Origin of the sequence: Halobacillus yeomjeoni (genome assembly GCF_020171525.1) — a bacterium.
Classification (GTDB): Bacteria; Bacillota; Bacilli; order Bacillales; family Halobacillaceae; genus Halobacillus; species Halobacillus yeomjeoni.
In genome coordinates, this window is sequence record NZ_JAIVAI010000002.1 from 428410 (window position 1) to 451000 (window position 22591).

The 22591-nt window shown below is 44.1% G+C and carries 20 protein-coding genes; 10 read left to right on the forward strand and 10 right to left on the reverse strand.

What is annotated here, in order from left to right:
• Nucleotides 1-117: 117 nt before the first annotated feature.
• The 4 genes from rlmD to LCL89_RS10295 form a co-directional block, all read right to left on the reverse strand.
• Nucleotides 118-1554, reverse strand: coding sequence for a 23S rRNA (uracil(1939)-C(5))-methyltransferase RlmD (rlmD, locus tag LCL89_RS10280; protein WP_224810026.1), 1437 nt, complete (start codon nucleotides 1552-1554; stop codon nucleotides 118-120).
• Between the two features lie 182 nt (nucleotides 1555-1736).
• Entirely contained in the window at nucleotides 1737-2066 is a 330-nt protein-coding gene (locus LCL89_RS10285; protein ID WP_224810027.1) for a hypothetical protein, read from the reverse strand.
• A gap of 218 nt (nucleotides 2067-2284) precedes the next feature.
• On the reverse strand, nucleotides 2285-2920 hold the full coding sequence (locus LCL89_RS10290; protein WP_224810028.1) for a nitroreductase family protein: 636 nt from the start codon (nucleotides 2918-2920) through the stop codon (nucleotides 2285-2287).
• Nucleotides 2921-2933: 13 nt separating this feature from the next.
• Nucleotides 2934-3365: a MarR family winged helix-turn-helix transcriptional regulator gene (locus tag LCL89_RS10295; protein ID WP_224810029.1), complete on the reverse strand. Its 432-nt coding sequence runs from the start codon at nucleotides 3363-3365 to the stop codon at nucleotides 2934-2936.
• A gap of 234 nt (nucleotides 3366-3599) precedes the next feature.
• On the opposite strand from LCL89_RS10295, the gene LCL89_RS10300 reads away from it, so the two are divergent.
• The 3 genes from LCL89_RS10300 (at nucleotide 3600) to ppdK (ending at nucleotide 8913) form a co-directional block, all read left to right on the forward strand.
• On the forward strand, nucleotides 3600-5015 hold the full coding sequence (locus LCL89_RS10300; protein WP_224810030.1) for a hypothetical protein: 1416 nt from the start codon (nucleotides 3600-3602) through the stop codon (nucleotides 5013-5015).
• A gap of 404 nt (nucleotides 5016-5419) precedes the next feature.
• Entirely contained in the window at nucleotides 5420-6238 is an 819-nt protein-coding gene (locus tag LCL89_RS10305; protein WP_224810031.1) for a pyruvate, water dikinase regulatory protein, read from the forward strand.
• Nucleotides 6238-8913, forward strand: coding sequence for a pyruvate, phosphate dikinase (gene ppdK, locus LCL89_RS10310; RefSeq protein WP_224810032.1), 2676 nt, complete (start codon nucleotides 6238-6240; stop codon nucleotides 8911-8913). Before LCL89_RS10305 ends, ppdK begins: the two co-directional genes overlap by 1 nt.
• A 140-nt stretch (nucleotides 8914-9053) precedes the next feature.
• On the opposite strand, the gene betA is transcribed toward ppdK, so the two are convergent.
• Nucleotides 9054-10742, reverse strand: coding sequence for a choline dehydrogenase (gene betA / locus LCL89_RS10315; protein ID WP_224810033.1), 1689 nt, complete (start codon nucleotides 10740-10742; stop codon nucleotides 9054-9056).
• Between the two features lie 137 nt (nucleotides 10743-10879).
• Complete coding sequence (gene betB, locus LCL89_RS10320) at nucleotides 10880-12352, reverse strand: betaine-aldehyde dehydrogenase (RefSeq protein WP_224810034.1); 1473 nt, start codon at nucleotides 12350-12352, stop codon at nucleotides 10880-10882.
• A 321-nt stretch (nucleotides 12353-12673) separates the two neighbouring features.
• Here betB and cudC point away from each other — a divergent pair, with 321 nt between their 5' ends.
• From cudC to LCL89_RS10335, 3 genes are all read left to right on the forward strand, one after another.
• Entirely contained in the window at nucleotides 12674-13225 is a 552-nt protein-coding gene (gene cudC / locus LCL89_RS10325) for a choline uptake/conversion transcriptional regulator CudC (RefSeq protein WP_224810035.1), read from the forward strand.
• Nucleotides 13226-13386: 161 nt separating this feature from the next.
• A complete protein-coding gene (locus tag LCL89_RS10330; RefSeq protein ID WP_224810036.1) occupies nucleotides 13387-14286 on the forward strand; it encodes a glycine betaine ABC transporter substrate-binding protein in 900 nt (299 codons plus the stop codon).
• Nucleotides 14287-14587: 301 nt separating this feature from the next.
• Nucleotides 14588-14785, forward strand: a complete 198-nt coding sequence (locus LCL89_RS10335) for a cold-shock protein (protein ID WP_197318145.1) — start codon at nucleotides 14588-14590, stop codon at nucleotides 14783-14785.
• Nucleotides 14786-14881: 96 nt separating this feature from the next.
• Here LCL89_RS10335 and LCL89_RS10340 read toward each other — a convergent pair whose 3' ends face one another.
• Nucleotides 14882-15571 (reverse strand): FadR/GntR family transcriptional regulator, encoded by a 690-nt coding sequence (locus tag LCL89_RS10340; protein WP_224810037.1) that lies wholly within the window; start codon nucleotides 15569-15571, stop codon nucleotides 14882-14884.
• A gap of 176 nt (nucleotides 15572-15747) precedes the next feature.
• On the opposite strand from LCL89_RS10340, the gene LCL89_RS10345 reads away from it, so the two are divergent.
• Both LCL89_RS10345 and LCL89_RS10350 read left to right on the forward strand, forming a co-directional pair.
• The gene (locus LCL89_RS10345) at nucleotides 15748-16845 is read left to right on the forward strand and encodes an NAD/NADP-dependent octopine/nopaline dehydrogenase family protein (RefSeq protein ID WP_224810038.1); all 1098 of its coding nucleotides are present in this window, start codon (nucleotides 15748-15750) and stop codon (nucleotides 16843-16845) included.
• A 33-nt stretch (nucleotides 16846-16878) separates the two neighbouring features.
• A complete protein-coding gene (locus LCL89_RS10350) occupies nucleotides 16879-18321 on the forward strand; it encodes a sodium:solute symporter family protein (protein WP_224810039.1) in 1443 nt (480 codons plus the stop codon).
• A gap of 75 nt (nucleotides 18322-18396) precedes the next feature.
• Here the strand turns inward: LCL89_RS10350 and LCL89_RS10355 are convergent, their stop codons facing one another.
• From LCL89_RS10355 to groES, 3 genes are all read right to left on the reverse strand, one after another.
• Nucleotides 18397-19146: an SDR family NAD(P)-dependent oxidoreductase gene (locus LCL89_RS10355; RefSeq protein ID WP_224810040.1), complete on the reverse strand. Its 750-nt coding sequence runs from the start codon at nucleotides 19144-19146 to the stop codon at nucleotides 18397-18399.
• Nucleotides 19147-19375: 229 nt separating this feature from the next.
• Nucleotides 19376-21007 (reverse strand): chaperonin GroEL, encoded by a 1632-nt coding sequence (gene groL, locus LCL89_RS10360; RefSeq protein WP_197318154.1) that lies wholly within the window; start codon nucleotides 21005-21007, stop codon nucleotides 19376-19378.
• 54 nt (nucleotides 21008-21061) lie between these two features.
• Nucleotides 21062-21346, reverse strand: a complete 285-nt coding sequence (gene groES / locus LCL89_RS10365) for a co-chaperone GroES (protein ID WP_197318155.1) — start codon at nucleotides 21344-21346, stop codon at nucleotides 21062-21064.
• Nucleotides 21347-21639: 293 nt separating this feature from the next.
• Between groES and LCL89_RS10370 the strand changes: the two genes are divergently transcribed.
• Nucleotides 21640-22350, forward strand: a complete 711-nt coding sequence (locus LCL89_RS10370; RefSeq protein WP_197318156.1) for a CPBP family intramembrane glutamic endopeptidase — start codon at nucleotides 21640-21642, stop codon at nucleotides 22348-22350.
• A gap of 1 nt (nucleotide 22351) precedes the next feature.
• Complete coding sequence (locus tag LCL89_RS10375; protein ID WP_197318157.1) at nucleotides 22352-22552, forward strand: YdiK family protein; 201 nt, start codon at nucleotides 22352-22354, stop codon at nucleotides 22550-22552.
• Nucleotides 22553-22591: the final 39 nt, after the last annotated feature.

Sequence of the window (22591 nt, forward strand, 5' to 3'; positions counted from 1 at the left end):
TAATTTCGCTTGTCTCTCATCAAGTATTCAATGGCCGTTTTTAAGACAAACAGAACATCAAATGCCCTGCAAATGTCATGACATTTGCAGGGCATTATCCATTTAAACATGAACATTTTATTTCCGAATCAATTTCGCAACAGACTCCACATGATAAGTCTGCGGGAACATATCCACGGGCTGAATCTCTTCAACTTTATACCCGTGCTTCACCAAATACTTCAAATCCCGTGCCTGCGTTTCAGGATTGCATGAGACATAGACCATCCGCGCAGGCTTGAGTTTCGCAACGCTGGATAAGAACGCTTCGTCGCTTCCACTTCTCGGCGGGTCCATGATGACCACTTCGGCTTTCTCACCTCTCGCTGCCATTTCGACCATGAACTCACCAGCGTCCCCCTGATAGAACCGGGCGTTTTTCACTCCGTTCCTCTTGGAGTTTCGGATGGCATCCTTAACCGCATCTTTATTGAGTTCCACCCCGATGACCTTACCGGCTTCTTTACTGGCGACAAGTCCAATCGTACCGATGCCGCAGTAGGCATCAATCACCGTTTCTTTCCCGGTGAGTTCAGCCATTTCTATCGCTTTTCCATATAATTTTTCCGTTTGTGATGGATTGATCTGATAAAAAGACTTTGCTGAAATCTCGAACTTCAAACCGCACAAAGTATCGGTAATAGTCCCTTTTCCGAACAGGACTTTTTCCTGATCGCCGAGCACGACACTGGTATCCCGTTTATTCACGTTCAGGAGCATCGTCGTAATTTCAGGGTGCGCTGCTCTTACTGTTTTCACGAATTTATTTTTCCCTTTAAACTCAGAAGATGCCGCCACCAGGACGACCATGATTTCCCCGCTCACTTTGCCGACTTTGATCAGCACATGACGCAGAAATCCCCTGCCGGTGTCTTCATTGTAAGGCTGCATTTTGGAGTTCCGCATATAGTCTTTGATCGTCTCTACAATCTCATCCGCTTTTGGATCTTGGATCAGACAGCGGTCTATCGGGATGATTTCGTGTGTGTTTTGAGCGTATAACCCTCCGATGACCTGGCGCTGCTGGTTCTGACCGAACGTCGTGTGGCTCTTGTTCCGGTAATCATACGGATAATCCATCGTCAAAATCGGATTCGGCTTCCCGAAAGGCTTCATGAGGGCATCAATGGTTTTCTGCTTGAAACGGGCTTGAGCGTCGTTACTCATGTGCTGAAGCTGACATCCTCCGCACTCATAATAGTAAGGGCAAGGCGGCTCGACTCGACCTTCGGCCGACTCGATCACACGCTTCAATTCTGCGTTCTCGAACTTTCCTTGCTTCGTCACCGTCACTTCCGCCTTCTCTCCTGGAAGAAGCTGCGGGACCTCCAGCTGTTTACCCTGCCACTCTGCAAGACCTTTCCCTTCATTCGTCAGTCCTGTGCACGTAACTTCAGCCGTCATGGTTTTTTGCCCACGGCTGCGAGCGGGAGGAGAGTTCTTTGTGTTTCTTTTCCGTGAAAGATTGGTGTTATTTTTGTTGGTCTTATAGGTTTTGTTCTTTCTTTTACTCATAGGCACGTCCTGTCTTTCTTAATCTATGCCCCTCATTATAAACCACCCGTCGCTCACGGTAAAATGATCGATTGTAATAGGTGCCGATAAAATAGACAGCCGGAAAACTACCCGGCATGTAATTGAAGAATTGAAAAACTATCAAAAGTACTATAATCTTGTATTGATAATTTTTCGTTTATTTAACCAGAGCGTGTTTTTTTGGATTTTTTCCTTCTATCTAAAAAAGCACGTATATTGGTCTTTAGTGAAGCATATACCCCTACCGCTGCGTTGCCGTAAAAAGCTCCCATAAATATGCCTGAAGCCAAATTGTTGGGGTGAGCTATGAAAATGGAAATAATAAACCCTAATCCACTCGCAATTGAAGGAACGGATGCTTTAGCTACAGGGAGCATATATTTAATGATTTGTGTGACAATCAAAATTACCGGGACAGCAATCAAAGCATCCCAAATATTTGTATGTATAATAGGAAATTCTTCCAATATAATCCCCCCCCCTCTGTCCATCTATTCATTTCTTCATTATGCTTTTTATTAGTAGTATGAATAAAAGAAAGGAGAATATACTTCCCCTCCTTCATATCTCCATTGCAGTCTTCAAATACTTTTCCTCAATTTAATCTCAATCGAAAAATTGAACAGAAATCAAAAAAGACTACCCAGATAAGTTGGAGTAGTCTTTTCGTGAATGGGACGAGCGAATACATCACCATTGTCATTAATCTTTATTTCCACTCTGTAATCTCATCAACAGGTAACCGCACAGACGCATGACCATCGTCTGCAGCTTTCCCCATCGATAACAGCATCACAGGATAGTATCGATTTTCATCCAAGCCGAGAGCATCTGCAATTTTATCCTTCTCATAGCCACCCATCGGGTTGGTATCATAGCCGTACTCACGTGCGACAAGCATCAACTGCATAGATACTAATCCAGCATCGATCAGATTCATTTCTCGATACTGTCTTTCCGTCAGCTGTTCAATCAAACCTCTGATGGCTGGCACTTGATAGTCTCTTACATCAGCAGGCATTTTTCCTTCTTCGACAGCTTGGTTATAGATCGGTTCCAGGTAGTCCAAGCTTTGCATATCCACGAAGACGGCAACAACGGCCGAAGATGTTTCTACTTGAGTCTCGTTGAACATCGCAAGCGGCTTCAACGTCTCTTTCCCTTCCTCGCTGTCGATCACGACGAATCTCCAAGGCTGCAGGTTCACTGAAGACGGAGCGAGTGTTGCTTTCTCCAGCATTTCTGTCATTTCTTCTTTGCTGATTTTCACGGATGGATCATACTTACGTATGGAGCGTCGCCCCGTGAGGATTTCATTAAAATCGTTGATTCTTGTTTGTGTCATGGCTCATTCTCCTTTAATCTATTTGTTTCACATTGTTTTGCACTTTATTTAACAGTTCTGATAAAACCGTCCGTTCTTCTTCAGAAAAGCCGTTAAAGACTTTTGATATGAAACTTTCTTTTTCAGTACAATAACACTCGATTTTCCTCCGCCCTTCCGTTGTCAACTGAACGAAGGTTACCCGGTTATCTTCAGGGTTTCTGCGACGGGAAATGATCTCTTTCTCTTCCAGCTGTTTCAAGTGCCTGGTTACCGCAGCACCATCAATATTCACTTGCTGCTTCAGTGCAGTCTGTGTAATCTCATCCACTTTCATCAACTTGTGCAGAATTTCCAAACGCGATTGACTGATTCCTGTACAGCGTTCGAATTTCGGACTCATCTGCTTATATATTTCATTCAGCTGCAGGATGATCTTCTGTTCCTGATCGTAGAATTCCGTCATCAAATCCCCCTTTTCTATCAATGATTGACGCATCAATCATTGACCCGTCAACTAATATAGTAGATTTGAGTTTTCACGTCAAAGGATTGGTTTTATCCCTTCTTAAGCTGAGAGTCAATTAATTAGAAGCGTAGAGGTTGAGTTGAAGCACCTTATGCACGGTTCAAGCTATTTCCTATCCTCTGTGATACCATAATGAAGTTAAAAGTTTGAAACAGAAATGGAGCATCAATCATGGTACAACAAGCCAGACGAGGCTATACCTTGTTCATCAGCATATACGTCATCATGTATTTTATTGTCTCTTTCACAGAAGGAGAAACATTGTCGACCACCCTTTCTTTATTTGGTCTCGCAGCTTTTTTGATCGGGTACGTTTTCCTCCCAGTCAAACAGGCATCGATATCGTTGTTACTGCTCGCCATCGCTTTGATTGTTCATGCATCCGCAGGTACGTCGCTCATAGAAGCGAGTGTCTCCGGCTTCACGATCATGAGCGGACTGATTGCACTATTATTGATCGTACCTACGATCAGCTGGGTGTTGGAAGAAAAACCGTACATCAAATCCGTCATCAACTTCGCGCAGAATCTGCTTGATACGAGCCGGAAATTTTACTTCGGGATGATGGTCATCACTCAAATCATCTCCTACTTTCTATTGTTCGGTTCGATTCCTATGGTCTACGGGATGATCAACGATTTTTTAAGCAATCAAAAAGGAGAAGTATGGGAGAACTATAAAGGAACAGCCTTACTGCGGGCGTTTTCCTTAACGACGATGTGGGTCGTGAGTATCCCGAGTTTCATCTTCGCCGTCCAGGCGCTTGATGCATCGTTATCTTTAGCGATCTTACAAGGGTTTTTCATATCCTTTGCCGGCATCCTGTTATCGGTCGTGTTCTCTCACTATCAAGAACGCCATTATGGAGTCGATCTTACAGCAGGTATCCAGGAGGAGCTCGCTAGAATTGAAGATGAGAAAAAGCAGGCTGCAGCAGGGAACCGCGAGGCAGTCGAGTTTGTCATTCTATTTGTCACCTTGTTCGGTTCCATCTTTCTTCTCAATGCGTTTTGGGACGTCCAGCTGCTGCTCATCATTCCTATCGTCATCGTCGCGTGGGTCCTCCTCTACTTTATCGTCCGTAAGAGGATTAGCGCAGTCAAAGACCACGGAAAAATATATATCACTAAAAATATCCCGGACAAAGCGCAGCAGTTCTCGATTCTATTGGCAGCCGGATTTTTAATCGATGCCGTGAACCAATCAGGATATGGGGAATATATCATTGATGGTCTCTTTTATATTACGGATGCCGTCCCTTTCTTGAATTTCCTATGGGTCCTCCCTTTCGTCGTCATCCTATTAGGTTTTATCGGCCTTGGTCCATTGACGGTGATCGTCCTCGTATCAGGGATTTTACAAGGGATCGATCTGCCTTACCCACCGGAAATCGTCGTCCTCGGCATCACATCCGGCAGTGTCATATCGATCATGCTATCACCGTTGATTTTACCATCGATCATCTTAAGTTCTGTGAACCGTCTCAGCATCATCAAGAACGGTTTGTTATTCAACTTCAAGTACGCCATTGCTTTTTATGTGATGGTACAGATTTATCTGCAGCTGTTTGTGCTGTTTTTCTTATAAGCGAAAAAAAAAGGTGAACCTGCCATAGGTTCACCTTTTTTATTCGCTCTATTTTAATTGATTTTTAAACCGCCCCAGGAGTCTCGCCATTCTAAAAGTCAGCCTCATACAAAGCCCGGGTCGAAAAGAGCTGATACGAGTTCACCTGTGAAATAACAACACCAAGTAAAAGAGCGCCTTTTTATTATCAAAGTCTTTCATCTTCAAATCCAGTCTATAAAATCAAACTTTAAGTTGTCACAAATGCTAAATAATGATACATTCTAATAAATAGTATGACATAATACGCTATTAAAAATTAATAGTATGACACATTAAAACAGCAGACCATGCGGACAGAAAACCTATATCAGGCCTTACCTGCCTCGGCTGCTCTTAATAATCTTAAGATAGGGAGATGAATAGTGACGAATAAAGAAACGGTATATGTCGTGTCAGACTCTGTCGGGGAAACAGCAGAATTAATGGTAAAAGCTGTCGCGAGTCAATTTTTCGGGCAGGAAGTTGAAATCAAGCACTTTTCCTATGTCGAAGACAAACAGGACATTACGAATGTCATCACGATGTCCAAATACAGCCTTTCCATCATCGCTTACACCATCGTCGTTCCAGAGCTTAAGCATTATCTCGATCAAAAAGCTGCAGAAGAAGGCGTAATCGCAGTCGACTTGATGCACCCGCTGATGAATGCATTCACTCAAAAATTCAACATGGAACCGAATCGTCAGCCGGGCCAGATGAGGAAGTTGGATGAGAACTATTTCAAACGAGTAGAAGCCATCGAGTTTGCCGTGAAATATGATGACGGCCAGGAAGTACGGGGGTTAAAGCAGGCGGACATCGTCCTCGTCGGGATTTCACGGACATCAAAGACCCCTCTTTCCATGTACTTAGCAAACAAGACGTTCAAGGTGGCCAACGTCCCCCTCATACCGGAGATCCAACCTCCTAAAGAGCTTTTCTCGATACCCAGGAAAAAGTGTGTCGGGTTGATCATATCACCTGAGAAACTGTACGAAATACGAACAGAACGATTGAAAAGTCTGGGATTAACAAGTTCCGCCAATTATGCTTCATTAGATCGAATCCTTGAAGAATTAACGTGTGCTGAAAACATTATGAAAAAAATCGGATGTCCCATCATTGATGTGTCCAATAAGGCCATTGAAGAGACAGCCGATCAAATATTAGCCATATTTAATAAAAGGGAGAGCTTTGCATAATGGATAACCAATTCGTTTTCATGTTTGACCAATCAGGTAGCAGTAAGAAAGAACTTTTAGGCGGAAAAGGTGCGAACCTTGCCGAAATGACCAAAATCGGATTACCAGTACCCTATGGCTTTACGATTACGACCGCTGCTTGTAATGCCTATTACGATGCAGGACAGAAGATTCCCGCTGAAGCCGAAACTCAAGTGTTGGAAGCCCTTCAAAAATTAGAAGAGAAAACAGGTAAAGAGCTTGGGAATCCTTCCAACCCACTCCTCGTATCTGTCCGTTCAGGTGCCGTCCATTCCATGCCCGGGATGATGGATACCGTTTTGAACCTCGGAATGAACGACGAAACCGTCAAAGGGATGGCGGAACTGACCAACAATCCCCGCTTCGCTTATGATTCCTACCGCCGTTTCATTCAGATGTTCAGTGATGTCGTCCTTGATGTAGACAACTATCACTTTGAGCATCAGTTAGAAACGATCCGCGAAGAAAAAGGCTACCATTCTGATACAGAAATCACAGCCGAAGAATGGAAACATGTGATTGAGGAATTCAAGAAGATCGTTCTTACAAATGCAGAAAGAAGTTTCCCGGAGGATCCAAAGGAACAGTTATTCCTTACCATCAATGCCGTGTTCGATTCATGGAACAACCAGCGCGCACGTCTTTACCGACGCCTTAACAATATCCCTGGCCACCTCGGTACAGCGGTAAACATACAAAGCATGGTGTTCGGTAATATGGGGGATGACTCTGGCACGGGTGTCGCTTTCACCCGCAACCCATCCACCGGTGAGGCGAAACTTTACGGAGAATATTTGATCAACGCCCAAGGAGAAGACGTTGTCGCAGGGATCCGTACGCCACAGCCGATCTCCAGACTCCAGGAAGACATGCCCGATGTCTATCAGCAGCTAGTGGAGACGTGTGATTTACTGGAAAGTCACTACAAGGATATGCAGGATATTGAATTCACAGTGGAACGAGGGAAACTATTCATCCTTCAGACACGTACTGGGAAACGAACAGCTCAAGCAGCGATTCGTATTGCGGTTGAATTAGTGAAAGAAGAAATCATGGATCAACGAGAAGCCCTTTTACGTGTCGATCCCGACCAGCTCAACCAGCTGCTCCATCACCGTATCGACCCTGACCATCAAATGACGCAGCTGGCGAAAGGACTTCCAGCTTCTCCGGGAGCCGCCACAGGCGAGGTCGTCTTTGATGCAGATGAAGCCGAAGAATTATCCAAAGCAGGTAAAAAGGTCATTCTTGTCCGTCCGGAAACTACACCGGATGATATACACGGAATCGTAGCATCCCAAGCTACGGTTACGAGCCGCGGTGGAATGACGAGCCACGCCGCCGTCGTCGCCAGAGGTATGGGGAAAGCCTGTATCTGCGGGTGTGAATCATTAAAAATTCATTTAGAAGCGAAACAATTCAACGTAGGTTCTACAGTCGTCAATCAAGGCGATGTAATTACCATCGATGGTTCATCCGGTCAGATTTTCCTTGGCGAAATTCCGATGATTGAACCTGAACTGTCCGATGAATTCCAACTGCTGCTCCGCTGGGCAGATGAAGAAACGAAAATGGGTGTAAGAGCGAATGCCGATAATGCGACGGACGCACAAAAAGCTCTGGAATTCGGAGCTGGCGGCATCGGACTCTGCCGCACCGAGCATATGTTCATGGATGCCTCCCGTATCCCGACGGTTCAACAGATGATTCTTTCTGAAACGATCGAAGAACGAAAAGAAGCTCTTGAAGAGCTTCTGCCGATGCAGCAGCAGGATTTTGAAGAAATCTTCGAAACGATGCAGGGATACCCGATCACTGTACGTCTGTTGGATCCACCGCTGCATGAGTTTTTGCCGGACAAAGAAGAACTGTTGGTTGCGGTGACCAAGCTGCAGATTACCAACCCGGACTCAGAAGAATTAAAAGAAAAACAGAACCTTTTACGGAAAGTCCGTATATTAGAAGAAGCGAACCCGATGCTGGGTCATCGCGGCTGCCGCCTCGGAATGCTTCATCCAGAAATATACGAAATGCAGGTCATGGCCATCTTCCAAGCCATGTCCAACGTCATGAAGAAAGGAATCGAAGTGAAGCCGGAAATCATGATTCCTTTGGTCAGCCATGTGAATGAATTGAAAGATATGCGTCAATTAGTCGTCCGTGTCGGTGAACAACTGCAGGCAGAAACAGGTCAACAATTTGACTACCTGGTGGGGACCATGATCGAAACCCCACGTGCCGCACTGACGGCCGACAAAATTGCAGAAGAAGCAGACTTCTTCTCTTTCGGAACGAACGACCTGACTCAAACTACCTTCGGATTCAGCCGGGATGATGCAGAAGGTAAGTTCCTTCAGCATTATGTGGAAAGCGAAGTACTACCGAAAAACCCATTCGTTTCATTAGATCAGGAAGGTGTCGGCAAACTGGTAGAGAGTGGCGTGAAGCTTGGCAGAGACACGAAACCTGAATTGAAAACAGGTATTTGTGGAGAACATGGTGGAGAAAAAGAATCCATCCAATTCTGCTTCGATCTTGGCATGGATTATGTCAGCTGCTCCCCATTCCGCGTGCCTTCTGCAAGACTTGCAGCAGCTCAAGCTACCATTCGTCATGAGCGCACGCACGGTATAAAAGAACCTCAATACAGTTAAAGACACGATTGATTTAAATAAATTAAAAAGAACTCTAAACAGAATCCTGTTTAGAGTTCTTTTTCGTTTAGATATACAGCTAAAAAGAAGGTCTCGATCACCAGCAAGTGTGATGATCGAGACCTTCTCGAATTTACTAGTTATTTAGATTTGGAAGCTGTACCTGCATCAGCCGGGTGTACACCATGACGATAGAAATCAGCATCGATCGGATCAAGAGGCTTACGGCCAAGGATAAGATCCGCCGCTTTTTCCGCCAACATCAATACAGGTGCATGAATGTTTCCGTTTGTCACGTATGGCATCGCGGATGCGTCAACGACACGCAGATTTTCGACACCGTGAACTTTCATCGTATCTGGATCTACAACAGCCATAGGATCTGATTCTGGTCCCATTTTCGCTGTACAAGACGGGTGAAGAGCTGTCTCCGCATCTTCTTTGACCCAATCAAGGATTTCTTCGTCTGTCTGTACAGTAGGTCCAGGTGAAATCTCTCCAGCATTGTATTGTTTCATCGCTGGTTGATTCATGATTTCACGAGTGATACGGATTGCTTCGACCCACTCACGCTTGTCCTGTTCTGTTGATAGATAGTTGTACACCATGCTCGGGTGCTGCTTCGGATCTTTCGATTTGATCTTCAATGATCCTCGCGCATCGGAGTACATCGGTCCGATGTGGACTTGGAAACCATGATCGGTCGGCGCTTTCTGTCCATCATAACGTACCGCTACCGGAAGGAAGTGGAACATCAAGTTCGGGTAGTCCACGTCTTCGTTGGAACGGACAAACCCTCCACCTTCGAAGTGGTTGGTCGCTGCAGGACCTGTGCGTCCAAGCATCCACTGCAGGCCGATCCAAGGCATGCGGCGCTTCTGAAGGTTCGGCTGTTCGGAAACCGGTACCGGGCATGCATGTTGAACGTATACTTCAAGGTGATCCTGAAGGTTTTCCCCTACACCTGGAAGGTCGACGATCGGGTCAACACCAACAGACTTAAGGTGTTCCGCATCACCGATACCTGATAGTTGAAGAAGCTGAGGCGTGTTGATCGCACCACCTGATAGGATGATTTCATCCGCTTCGACTTGATGCATTTTTCCGTTTCGCTTATACGTCAATCCTTTTGCTTTTGTACCTTCGAAATCGATGTTCGTAACGAAAGCACGCGTCTTCACCGTCAAGTTCTCGCGGTCCATGACCGGATGCAGATAAGCACGTGATGCAGACAAACGCTGCCCTTTGTAAACATGCTTATCAAACGGCCCGAACCCTTCTTGACGGAATCCGTTTACGTCCGGGGTACGGTTGTATCCAGCTTCTACAGCTGAGTCGAAGAATGCCTGGAATAGTGGGTTTTTAGCTGGTCCACGTTCGAGCTTGATAGGGCCATCGTGACCGCGTAGATCATCATCAGGTGATCCAAGCGCATTCTCCAGACGCTTGAAGTATGGAAGGCAGTGTTTCCAATCCCAGTTTTCCATACCCGGATCGCCTCCCCAACGGTTATAATCCATCGGGTTACCACGCTGATAAATCATTCCGTTGATGGAACTGGAACCTCCAAGAACCTTACCACGGGCATGCGCAATACGGCGTCCATTCATGTAAGGCTCTGGATCGGACTCATACTGCCAGTCGTATAGATTTTTGCCTGAAGGGAACGGCAGAGCTGCCGGCATTTGGATAAGCAAGTCCCAAGAATAATCGCTGCGTCCAGCCTCCAGGATGAGTACACTTTTCGTTCCATCTTCACTTAGACGGTTACCGAGTACAGAACCCGCACTACCGCCACCAACAATGACAATATCATATGATTCTTTCATCTTCTGTTCCTCCTTGATGCTATGTTGAAATCATGAAGAAGGGTTCAGATCGTACCCCTTCTTCATTTATAAAATCTAGTTGTTGTTTATTTTCATTAACCAATTCCAGCTGCTCAGGTCTCAGCCTGAAAAATCTATTAGAACCAGTTGATCGTTTCAGGTTTCAGGTTTTGGAAAATATGCTTCGTTTCCGTATATTCTTCAATACCTGGCTTCCCTAGTTCGCGGCCGATTCCGGACTGCTTGAATCCGCCCCACGGCGCGTGTGGGAAGTAAAGGTTGAATTCATTGATCCAAACCGTACCCATACGCATTTTCGCTGCACAGCGTTCCGCTTTTGCAATATCGTTCGTAAATACGCCGCCAGCAAGTCCGTAAATAGAATCATTCGCAAGCTTGACCGCTTCTTCTTCCTTCGTGAATTTCTCCACTGTAATCACCGGACCAAAGCCTTCTTCTTGAACAATGGTCATATCTGTAGTGCAGTCAGTGAAGATGGTCGGCAGGAAGAAGAATCCTTGCTGCAATTCAGGATCTTCAGGGCGTTTGCCTCCAACAGCTAATGTTGCTCCCTCTTCAATTCCTGCTTGCACATACTTCTCTACTTTCTCTAGATGTTCAGCTGAAATCAGCGGCCCCATTTGAGTATCTTCATCAAATCCGCTTCCCAGCTTGAACTTCTTGACGCGTTCCACAAGCGCATTCACGAACTCATCGTGGATGCTCTCTTCCACAATCAGTCTTGTACCAGCGGAACAAATTTGTCCTGCGTGGAAAAAGACTCCGTTCAACGCTTGATCGACCGCCAAGTCCAAATCAGTATCAGCAAAAATGATATTCGGGTTTTTCCCGCCAAGCTCTAGTGCAAGTTTCTTCACGTTCGAGCTTGCCGCCTGCATGATTTTCTTCCCTGTAACAATTCCGCCTGTAAAGGAAATGAGGTCCACATCTTGGTTGCTGGACAACTCAGCACCAACAGTCGCACCTGAACCAAGAACTAGGTTTGCAACTCCGGCAGGTACTCCTGCTTCTTCCATCAGTTCAAATACTTTGATATGAGTAAGCGGCGTAATTTCACTAGGCTTGATAATTAGTGTGTTTCCAGTCGCAAGTGCTGGAGCCAGTTTCCAGGACGCTTGTAATAAAGGATAATTCCAAGGTGTAATCTGACCACAAACACCCACAGGTTCGCGAACGACCTTACTGATTGAGTTCGGAATTGGTGAATCGATCAGCTCGCCGCCTTCTTTATCCGCAAGTTCTCCATAATAACGGAACACACCCGCGATGTCCTCCATGTCTCCACGACTTTCTTCCATTGTTTTACCGGTATCCAAGGATTCCAGATGTGCAAGTTCTTCATTATCTCTCTCAATCAATTCAGCGATCTTCGTTACGATCGCTCCTCGTTCCGTTGCAGGGGTTGTCGCCCAATCCCCTTGGTCGAAAGTTTCTCTTGCTGCAGCGATGGCTGCTTTTGCATCAGATTCATCCCCTTCAGGAACCGTCGCAATGATTTCCTGATTATAAGGATTAATGATATCCCGTGTATTTCCTGAGTTTGCATCTACCCATTTACCATTAATGTATTGTTTCAATTTCAGATCCAAGTTTATCAACTCCATTTTTGAAGTGTTTTTATGTGAATAATTTTTGAAGTGTTTTGTTCGAATTAAGTTTATTAAATTTTTATTTAACAATTTTAACACTAACACGTCTTACGAAAGCTGTCAAAAACCTTCATGGTTAGATGCAATGGAAAAGATAAATAGCAGCTTAAACGGTTGTTAACATTGAATTTATTGTTGTGAATGAGCTTTAAAATCCACCTTTTACATTTGACATTTCAAATGAAGACGTTAACATAAAGTTCGTAAAGAAAATTTGATAAAAATTTAATATGGCTTACTTTTTAATGAAGGAGCGACTATATGAATGAAAACAACACGAGATCCAGACTCAAACTAGAAGAAGCCAAAGATAAAGTCATTGGCGCTATTTCAGAGACGATGGATTTATATGGGGTAACACCTGCTGCAGCAAACTTATATGCGACAATGTACTTTAAAGATCAGATGACGCTCGATGAAATGCGTGAGGAACTCGGAATGAGTAAACCAAGCATGAGTACAGGTGTCCGCAAGCTTCAGGAAATAGATATGGTGAAAAAAACTTTTACGCGTGGCTCCAGAAAACACACGTATGCAGCAGAAAAAAACTTTTTCCGTTCCTTCATGGCGTTTTACTGCCAGATGTGGGAGCGAGAAGTGAAAATGAATTTGGAAGCCATTGAAGAAGCACAGGAAGATTTTATAAATGTCATCAAAGATTCAACCAGTACTCCTGATATTGTGGCAGAAGCCAAAAAGTATTATGACCAATTGCAGGAATCCAAAACTTACTATTATTGGTTGGATGATTTAGTGGACAGTATAAGAAGTGGAAAGATTTTTGAATTCTTACCCAAAGAATCCAAAGAATAAATGAACAAACTGTGATCAGGCCGTTTAAAGAAACGGTCTGGTCCAGAGTTTCACTATTACACAATAAACATAGATTCACTATGCAATTATGTTAATTAAATTCTTAATACATTTAACATGTATTGGAATATAAAAAAATATAGGGAAAGGAAGATTGCAACATGAACAACTGGAAAAAAGCATTAGGCATTATGGCAGTCCTACTCATGGTTACTGTCCTAGCCGCTTGCGGAGGCAGTGGTGAGGAAGCAGAAAGTGACCAATCTGCCACAGATTCTGAAGAAACGAAAAAGGAATTAACGATCGGTCAAATCAACTGGGCTGAAAATATTGCCGTGACAAATATGTGGAAAGTGATCCTGGAAGATAAAGGTTATGAAGTTAAACTGAACAACTTGAACATGGGCGCAACAATGAAAGCACTTGAGAGTGGGGACTTGGATGCCAGCTTGGAAATCTGGCTGCCGGTACAGGACGCCAACTACTTGGAGGAATACCAGGATAAAGTCAATTTCTCCGACGCGACGTGGTTTGACAATGCAAAAGTAGGACTAGTCGTTCCAACTTATGTAGAAGATGTGAATAGCATAGAGGACTTGAATGAACATAAAGAGAAATTCAACAGCGAAATTGTCGGCTTCGACCCTGGTGCAGGTACAATGGAAGTCACTGAGAAAATGATCAAAGACTACGGTCTTGATTACGAACTGCTTTCAAGCTCTGAACCAGCGATGATCGCTGAAATCGGAAAAGCTGTTGAAAATGAAGAACCAATCGTAGCCCCGCTTTGGAGTCCACACTGGGTATTCTCCGAATATGACTTGAAATTCCTCGAAGATCCACAGAAGACATTCGGTGGAGTAGAAAAAATCCACCACGCGACAAGACACGGATTTGACGAAGATTATTCAGATGTCAGCCAATGGCTGAAGAACTGGAAGATGACCGACCAACAAATCGGTGAGCTGATCAACTATGTAGAAAACAGCGAAGAACCTATCGATGGCGCGAAGAAATGGGTTGAAGAGAACAAAGAGTTGATTGGTGAATGGGTGAAATAAAAAAATAGAGGTAAGAAATAAAGAAGCTGGTCCCCATTTATTGGGGAGACCAGCTTCTTTATTCATCCCATGCCCTTTATCTTTTTTTTGGATAGATGAGAAATTAGTTATTATAAATTATATAATAATAAACTCTCATGTTGACAGATATAGATTCAGTTGATATTATTAAAGTTAATTATTCTTGTTCGTTTACGAATGAAAGCGCAAGTACCTAGTAAGTAACTTTTCGTCTTGAATGAATTTACAGAGCAATAATAGTAATACATTGTGGATTTGTTCCACGCAGGAGGTAACATATATGTTACAAGGTAATGTTAAATGGTTTAACGCAGAAAAAGGTTTCGGTTTTATTGAAGTAGAAGGACAAGACGATGTATTCGTTCATTTCTCTGCTATCCAAGACGAAGGTTTCAAAACTCTAGAAGAAAATCAAACAGTTTCCTTTGAAATCGTTGAAGGTAACCGTGGACCACAAGCTGCTAACGTTCAAAAATAAGCGTTACTAGATATGAAAGAGACTTCCAATTAGGAAGTCTCTTTTTTATGGGTGAATTACGGGGGGATGGTGATTACATTTGCCACCATTGCTCATTTATTGGTCTTTAACATCCCCCATCGCATGGATGAAGTGTTTATGCATCGCTTCTCTCGCCTTGTCAGCGTCACGATTCTTGATAGCCTCAAAGATATCAATATGATCTTTCAATGATTTATCTGTATCGATCTTTTCCTGATACTGCAGATTTCTTTGTGCAATCAATTCTTCTGATATCGTCTGGAAAAATTTAAGGATGTATTGATTTTGTGAGAGTTCAGCTATGCACATATGGAAATGGAAGCCCTGCATCGCATAATCCTCTCTTTTTTTCATCCGCTCTTCCAGTTCCCGAAGAGCATTTTCCAACTTTACTATCCCCTCATCATCGACCCGTTGCGCAGCGAGATAAGAAGCTTGAGCCTCGATCGCCATCCTCACTTCCAGTAATTCCATATAAGATCCTTCATTGTCGCTAAGCAGGCTGACCAATTCAGAGTTTTGAATTTTACGTACCGCTTCTTTTGTGACAAATGTTCCTCTGCCGGGAAATGATTCAATGACACCCATAAGTTGAAGACTTTTCAGAGCTTCTCGAATGGAATTTCTACTGACTTCAAACTCGTTCGCAAGCTCCAACTCACCCGGAAACTTCTCCCCCGGCCCCCATGTTTCCTTCTTTATTTCTTCCAACAATTGATTGACCACGTCTTTATATAATGAGCTTTTTAACACTGGCTTGAACAAATACCCTCACCTCAATGTATAAATATCCTACATTTAGTATAACCGTAACTGTTTACAAATTCTAATGATTGAGGTTTTATTTGTTAAATTTTCAGAATACTCTTTCTTTCCAAAATACCTAATGTTAAAATGTAGGACATTAGGATATTAAAACAATTATACGAGGGGGAAATTAAATGAAATTCGGGATCATAGGAGCCGGTAACGGGGGGCATGCCTTTGCTGCTTACTTAGGTCTGAAAGGACATGAAGTGTATTGGTATGATATAGATTCAGATGTCGTTCACGCACTTAATGAGCAAGGCGGAGTTTACGTAAATGGGAAATTGAACGGCTTTGCGCCTATCAAGCACGCAACCGATCACATTCAAGAAGTAATTGAACAGGCGAATATCATCATGGTGGTAGCACCTGCAAATGCCCATCGTGTCATCGCAAAAAACTGCTCCCCTCACCTCAAGGAAAAACAAATGATAGTGTTGAACCCAGGAGCCACAGGAGGAGCTTTAGAATTTTACCAGGAATTGAAAAACAATCATTGTACAGCAGATGTTACGATTGCAGAAACACAATCTTTATTGTTCGCATGCCGTTTGGAAAGTCCCGGATCTGTATCTATTTATGGCATCAAGGAGAACCTTCCTATGGCCGCTTTTCCCAACGAAAGAACTGAAAGCGCTTACCGTATTCTCGCTCCCATTTTTACTGAATGGGTCAAAGGAGAGAATGTACTTGAAGTGAGTCTCGGGAATTTAAACGCTATGCTTCACCCCGCTCCTTCTCTCTGCAGCCTTACTAAAATTGATCAAAAACAAGAATTTCTTCATTACTTGGATGGCATTACAGCAAGTGTTGCTAACTTCATTGAAAAGATGGATGAGGAGCGGATCAACATAGGTAAAGCTTATGGCCTGGACCTCCCTTCTTCCAAACAGCTATTGCGTGAGTTTTATGGTGTGGAAGGCGAAACCATCGACGAATTGACGAGAAATAATCAAGCTTATCAGACCATTGCAGGAGCACAGACGGTATCCAATCGTTACTTCGCAGAAGATATACCGATGGGACTCATTCCGATGAGCCAGTTAGCTAAAGCTGCAGGGGTACAGACGCCTACTATCGATTCCATCATACATATCGTCTCCTCCATTTTGGATGACGACTTTTCTTCTTCATCCAGGACCCTGGAATCCATGGGCCTTGAAAATAAAAGCGTAGAACATATCCTCAAGCTGATTGAGCAAGGCGAATCATCCCAAGTTATGAACGGCTGAACCAATTTAAAATTATTAAAAAGGAGAATGATCATGGGAAACCTTTTACCGATCTTGATTAGCAGTATCGTCGTTGTAGGTTTGTCAGCTGCTTTTTCACTATTTATTGGAATGAAAAAGAAAGGGAATGAACAATGGGCCGTGGGAGGAAGATCTTTACCTGTCTATGTAGTTGTAGGAACACAGTTCGCTACAGCTATGGGTGGCGGCATGTTGGTAGCCCATGTGGGAATTGGATACTCTTCTGGTTGGTCCACATTGACCTACGGCCTGATCATTGGTGCAGGACTCTTGGTCCTTGTCTTCATATCCCGCTGGTTGAGAGAGCAAGGATTCACTACATTACCTGATGTAATCAGAAAAATATATGGTGAACACCCTGTCCTCACTTCGATCACAGCGTTTATGACCATCATTGTCCCATTCGGGTGGGTCGCTACACAGCTCGTGGCCTTCGGTACATTACTGGAAGAAATAACAGGTCTCAACTCCAGTGTACTGATGTTCTTCTTGGCGTTGGTAAGTTTAGTTTATATTCTTCCAGCCGGGTTGACCTCCATCGCCTGGACAGACTTCGTTTTTGGCGTAGGGATGCTCATCATGTCCATTGTTTCCATTTTCATGGTGCTGGATATCGCAGGTGGAATGAACGCCGTATCCACCCAGGTTCCAAGTTCTTCATGGTCCTTCCCTGATGGCCTGGGGGCAGTCGGAGGTGTCACCATTATCTTATGGTCCCTGTCCATCCTGCCGGGAACATTGACGAACCAAATGTATTACCAACGGATTTACGCTTCCAAAAACACGAAAAACGTGAAGATATCCTTGATTTCCACAGCCGTTGTTATTTTGCTCGTTGAAGTGTGGGCAGCCATCATGGGAATGTCCATCCGTTCGATCAATCCAGGCTTAAGCAATCCAGAACAAGCAGCCGGATGGTTTTTGACACAAGTCCCGACCTGGTTCCTTGCTCTCTATGCAAGTTTCATTATCGCGACCATCATGTCTACTGTTAACAGCGGTGTCCAATCCGTTGTCGTCAACCTTACACGTGACATTTATCAGAATTACATTAATCCGTCTGTTAATGAAAAGAAGCTTCTTAATCTATCAAGGGTGCTTTCGGTAGTTGTCATCGGTGTTGCCTATCTAATGGCTACGCAATTCTCAGGAGCTCTTAACTGGCTCGTCGCCACCTACGCCTACTCAGCAGGAGCTTTGTTAGCACCCATCTTTGTCGGTTATGCTTTAAGGAACAAATCCTTCCTTACTATGCAGGGCGGTGTCGCCAGCATGATCTTCGGCCTCCTGGGTACGGGGGTTGCTCATGCTATGAACACTACAATTCCTTATGTGATTTTCGGGCTTGTTTTATCGGTAGTTGCGCTTGTTGTTGTTAGTTTCATGACTTCGGATAAAAATAGAGTAAGTCATGAAGAGAGAGATATTCCAACTAGAAAAGTGAGTTCAAGATAAGGCATAGTTTTTGAGACTATACTTGTATTAAAAAAGATGACGAGCAAATCTCTCGTCATCTTTTTATGTTGAGGACTATTCTCCTTCCTTAACTCCTAATGTCATGCCCCCGTCCACAACAATTTCTGTGCCGGTACAATAAGAACTTTCATCAGATGCTAGAAATGCTGCTACTCTAGCAATTTCAATCGGCTGTCCAATACGTCCAAGAGGAATCGAATCGTAATACGATGGAACCCCTTGGCCCTGCGTAGCCATTTCTGTTTCCACTCCACCTGGGTGGATCATATTTACACGTATCCCCTTTTTCCCTAACTCAATCGCTGCCGCTTTGGACATCGCAACAACAGATGCTTTCGTCGCAGCATAAGCCGATGAATTGGCAATAGGAGCAAACGATGAAACAGATAGATTGTTGATGATTGAACCTCTCCCCTGCTTTTCCATTTGTGGTGTTACGGCCTTCATCCCCCGGAAGACACCAAGCTGGTTCACATCAATCATCTGTTGATATTCATCAATAGAAATTTCATTAAATGGTTTACGTATGAGGATTCCGGCATTGTTTATAAGTACGTCGATCGCTCCGAACTTTTCAATGACTTCGGTAACAGCTTCGTCCCAATCAGATTGTTTCGTAACGTCCAGCTGAACTGGGTAGGCATGGTCTTCCCCTATCGCTGCAGCTAGTTCTTTAGCATTTTCAACATTCCGGGCACCTACCACAACCTTCGCTCCGAGTGAGGCAAGGTGTTCGGCCATCGCTTTTCCCTGTCCACGATTTGCTCCTGTTATCAATATAACTTGGTTGGTTAAGTCAGTCATATTCCACCTCCTCCATCAGTTTCTTTTATTATAAACTTTCACTGTTAGGAAAACAGTCTTTCGTCTCGTTCTCTTCAGCAATATAAGATATGAAATCCGCCATTGAGTAAAAAGGGAGTGGTTGACCGCTGCTCAGCTGAAGCGTAGTAAGTGTAGATCTTTTTAGGGGCAAATTAAAAAAGGTGACGAGCATAATGCTCGCCACCTTTTAATATTGGGGGCAGATGAATTACATCATGCCGCCCATTCCGCCCATGCCACCCATGTCTGGCATGCCGCCGCCATTGTCTTCTTCTGGAAGATCAGCGACTACAGCTTCAGTTGTTAGGAACATAGCTGCTACGGATGCTGCGTTTTGTAGAGCTGAACGAGTTACTTTCGTAGGGTCTACGATACCTTGTTCAACCATGTTGACCCACTCGCCAGTCGCTGCGTTGAAGCCGACGCCGACTTTTTCGCCTTTCAAGCGCTCAACGATGATGGATCCTTCAAGTCCTGCGTTGTGTACGATTTGACGTACCGGCTCTTCAAGAGCACGAAGAACGATGGAAGCACCTGTCGCTTCGTCGTCTGATAGTTCAAGAGATTGAACAGAGTTGATGATGTTGACCAGTGCTGTACCACCACCAGCTACGATACCTTCTTCTACCGCTGCTCGAGTAGAGTTCAAGGCGTCTTCGATACGCAGCTTACGCTCTTTCAATTCTGTTTCTGTAGCTGCACCGACTTTGATGACTGCTACACCGCCAGCAAGTTTAGCAAGGCGCTCTTGTAGTTTTTCTTTATCGAATTCAGAAGTGGATTCTTCTGCTTGGGCACGGATTTGAGCAACGCGGGATCCAATTTGCTCAGAATCTCCGTTACCTTCGACGATTGTCGTATTTTCTTTCGTAATAACCGCTTTAGACGCACGTCCAAGTTGGTCGATTGTAGTATTCTTAAGCTCAAGACCAAGGTCTTCTGTAATGACTTGACCACCAGTGATTGTAGCAATGTCTTCAAGCATCGCTTTACGACGGTCACCGAACCCTGGAGCTTTGACAGCTACAGCATTGAAAGTACCGCGTAGTTTGTTCACAACAAGTGTCGCAAGCGCTTCGCCTTCAACATCTTCAGAGATGATCAATAGAGGCTTGGACTGTTGTACCACTTGCTCAAGTACAGGAAGAACTTCCTGGATGTTGTTGATCTTCTTATCTGTAATCAAGATGTAAGGATCTTCAAGAACCGCTTCCATCTTATCCTGGTCAGTAACCATATAAGGAGAAGCATATCCGCGGTCGAACTGCATACCTTCAACCACTTCTAGTTCTGTGTTGAAACCTTTGGATTCTTCGATTGTGATAACACCGTCGTTACCTACACGCTCCATCGCTTCTGCAATCAATTGACCGACTTCATCGTCAGCTGCAGAGATGGAAGCAACTTGTGCGATGGACTCTTTGCCTTCGATCGGCTTAGAGATTTTACGTAGTTCTTCAGTCGCTACGGCAGTCGCCTTTTCAATACCGCGACGGATACCTACCGGGTTTGCACCGGAAGTTACGTTTTTAAGACCTTCACGAATCATTGCTTGTGCAAGAACCGTTGCAGTCGTTGTACCGTCACCGGCAACATCGTTTGTTTTAGAAGCTACTTCAGAAACAAGCTGAGCACCCATGTTTTCAAAGTGATCTTCAAGCTCGATTTCTTTTGCGATCGTTACACCGTCGTTTGTGATCAACGGAGAACCGAATTTTTTATCTAGAACGACGTTACGTCCTTTTGGTCCAAGTGTTACTTTTACTGCATCTGCTAATGTATCGACACCACGAAGCATCGCGCGACGTGCGTCTTCACTAAATTTGATTTCTTTAGCCATTTAAAAATGCCCTCCTCATTAAATCGTATCGATTCTAAGTATTTACCAAACAGATTACTGAATGACAGCTAGTACGTCGGATTCACGAAGAATCAAGTATTCGTTTCCTTCATACTTCACTTCTGTACCTGCGAATTTGGAGTAGATGACGCGGTCGCCTTCAGAAACTTCCAAAGCAACTTTTTCACCGTTATCCGTTACGCGGCCAGGACCTACAGCAACGACTTTACCTTCCTGAGGCTTCTCTTTCGCAGAATCCGGAAGCACGATACCGCTCGCAGTAGTCTGCTCTTCTTCGATTAGTTCAATTACAATACGATCACCAAGTGGTTTTAACAATTAGGACACCCTCCTTGATATGGTCATTTCCAATTTTTTGTCGTTTATTAGCACTCGTTGATGATGAGTGCTAACACAATTCTTATAATAATCAATTCACTTCTATTTTTCAAGAGAAAAACTAAGAATTTTTTTACATTATTTTTCGACAAAAAAGGCGCTCAGCCCGTCTTCCTTACTTGTGGTTTTGAAACTATGATAAAATACATAAAGTATGTGATATGAACATGAAAACAGGCGGGTTTCCCGAACCCGTCTTTCTGGTTACAAAGATAAAAAGGAGCAATGAAATTATGCCTAAGCGCTATTGGTATATCATAACGGCGTACATCGCCGCTCAGCTTTCAGCAATCATCGGTGTACCGCTTATGAAGCTGACTGGACTCAGCAATTCAGACGCGATCGCCATCTGGTCGGTCGCAAGCTTTACGGTAGCGACGTTGATCATCCTGCGGCTGCTGAAACCGGAAATGAAATCCGCTTCAACAAGAAATGACCGGTCAAGTGCCGGAGGCGTAGTCGTCTGGTCGATTATCGGCGTGTTTCTCGCCTTATTCGCTCAGGGAATTGCGGCCACCATCGAATCCAAGCTGCTGGGAATTCCACCCGGCTCTGAAAATACGATGAACTTGATGGAAATTGCGCGTGAATCTCCATTGTTCATTTTACTGCCGGTCGTTTTTGCACCGATTACAGAAGAAATCATCTTCAGAAAAGTGATTTTCGGTTCAATCTATGAGCGAACCAACTTCTGGGTTGCCGTGCTCGTTTCCGCACTCGTGTTCGGTGCCTTCCACTTTGATTTTAAGCACATGTTAGTTTACTTCTCCATGGGAGTCGTCTTCGCCTTCCTATATGTAAAAACTAAGAGAATTATCACACCGATCATTGCCCATATGGCGATGAACTCTTTCGTCGTAGTGACGCAGTATTTCGTTGATGAAGAGGACATCCGTCGTATGCAGGAACAATTCGAGACCATTTTTATTGGAGGCATTTTTTAATATGAGAACATCACCACTTTTCATGGCCGTCCTTTATTTCGGCATGGGTGTGGCATTCACGTTCATCGCCACCCAGGCCGTAGAGGAGACCGTTTGGAATGCTACGACGATCATCTTGGCGGTTGTCGCGACATTCAATATCGCCGTATCGATTCGCTTATTCAATTTGCACGTCCGTATCAAAAATTCAAAAAAGAAATGAGCATAAAAAACGCAGGAGGATTTGAAATCAAACCTCCTG

Excerpts from the sequence above, each read along its gene's own strand:
- rlmD (WP_224810026.1), bottom strand. The coding sequence starts at position 1,554 with ATGAGTAAAAGAAAGAACAAAACCTATAAGACCAACAAAAATAACACC.
- LCL89_RS10285 (WP_224810027.1), bottom strand. The coding sequence starts at position 2,066 with ATGGACAGAGGGGGGGGGATTATATTGGAAGAATTTCCTATTATACAT.
- LCL89_RS10290 (WP_224810028.1), bottom strand. The coding sequence starts at position 2,920 with ATGACACAAACAAGAATCAACGATTTTAATGAAATCCTCACGGGGCGA.
- LCL89_RS10295 (WP_224810029.1), bottom strand. The coding sequence starts at position 3,365 with ATGACGGAATTCTACGATCAGGAACAGAAGATCATCCTGCAGCTGAAT.
- LCL89_RS10300 (WP_224810030.1), top strand. The coding sequence starts at position 3,600 with ATGGTACAACAAGCCAGACGAGGCTATACCTTGTTCATCAGCATATAC.
- ppdK (WP_224810032.1), top strand. The coding sequence starts at position 6,238 with ATGGATAACCAATTCGTTTTCATGTTTGACCAATCAGGTAGCAGTAAG.
- betA (WP_224810033.1), bottom strand. The coding sequence starts at position 10,742 with ATGAAAGAATCATATGATATTGTCATTGTTGGTGGCGGTAGTGCGGGT.
- cudC (WP_224810035.1), top strand. The coding sequence starts at position 12,674 with ATGAATGAAAACAACACGAGATCCAGACTCAAACTAGAAGAAGCCAAA.
- LCL89_RS10330 (WP_224810036.1), top strand. The coding sequence starts at position 13,387 with ATGAACAACTGGAAAAAAGCATTAGGCATTATGGCAGTCCTACTCATG.
- LCL89_RS10335 (WP_197318145.1), top strand. The coding sequence starts at position 14,588 with ATGTTACAAGGTAATGTTAAATGGTTTAACGCAGAAAAAGGTTTCGGT.
- LCL89_RS10345 (WP_224810038.1), top strand. The coding sequence starts at position 15,748 with ATGAAATTCGGGATCATAGGAGCCGGTAACGGGGGGCATGCCTTTGCT.
- LCL89_RS10350 (WP_224810039.1), top strand. The coding sequence starts at position 16,879 with ATGGGAAACCTTTTACCGATCTTGATTAGCAGTATCGTCGTTGTAGGT.
- LCL89_RS10355 (WP_224810040.1), bottom strand. The coding sequence starts at position 19,146 with ATGACTGACTTAACCAACCAAGTTATATTGATAACAGGAGCAAATCGT.
- groL (WP_197318154.1), bottom strand. The coding sequence starts at position 21,007 with ATGGCTAAAGAAATCAAATTTAGTGAAGACGCACGTCGCGCGATGCTT.
- LCL89_RS10370 (WP_197318156.1), top strand. The coding sequence starts at position 21,640 with ATGCCTAAGCGCTATTGGTATATCATAACGGCGTACATCGCCGCTCAG.
- LCL89_RS10375 (WP_197318157.1), top strand. The coding sequence starts at position 22,352 with ATGAGAACATCACCACTTTTCATGGCCGTCCTTTATTTCGGCATGGGT.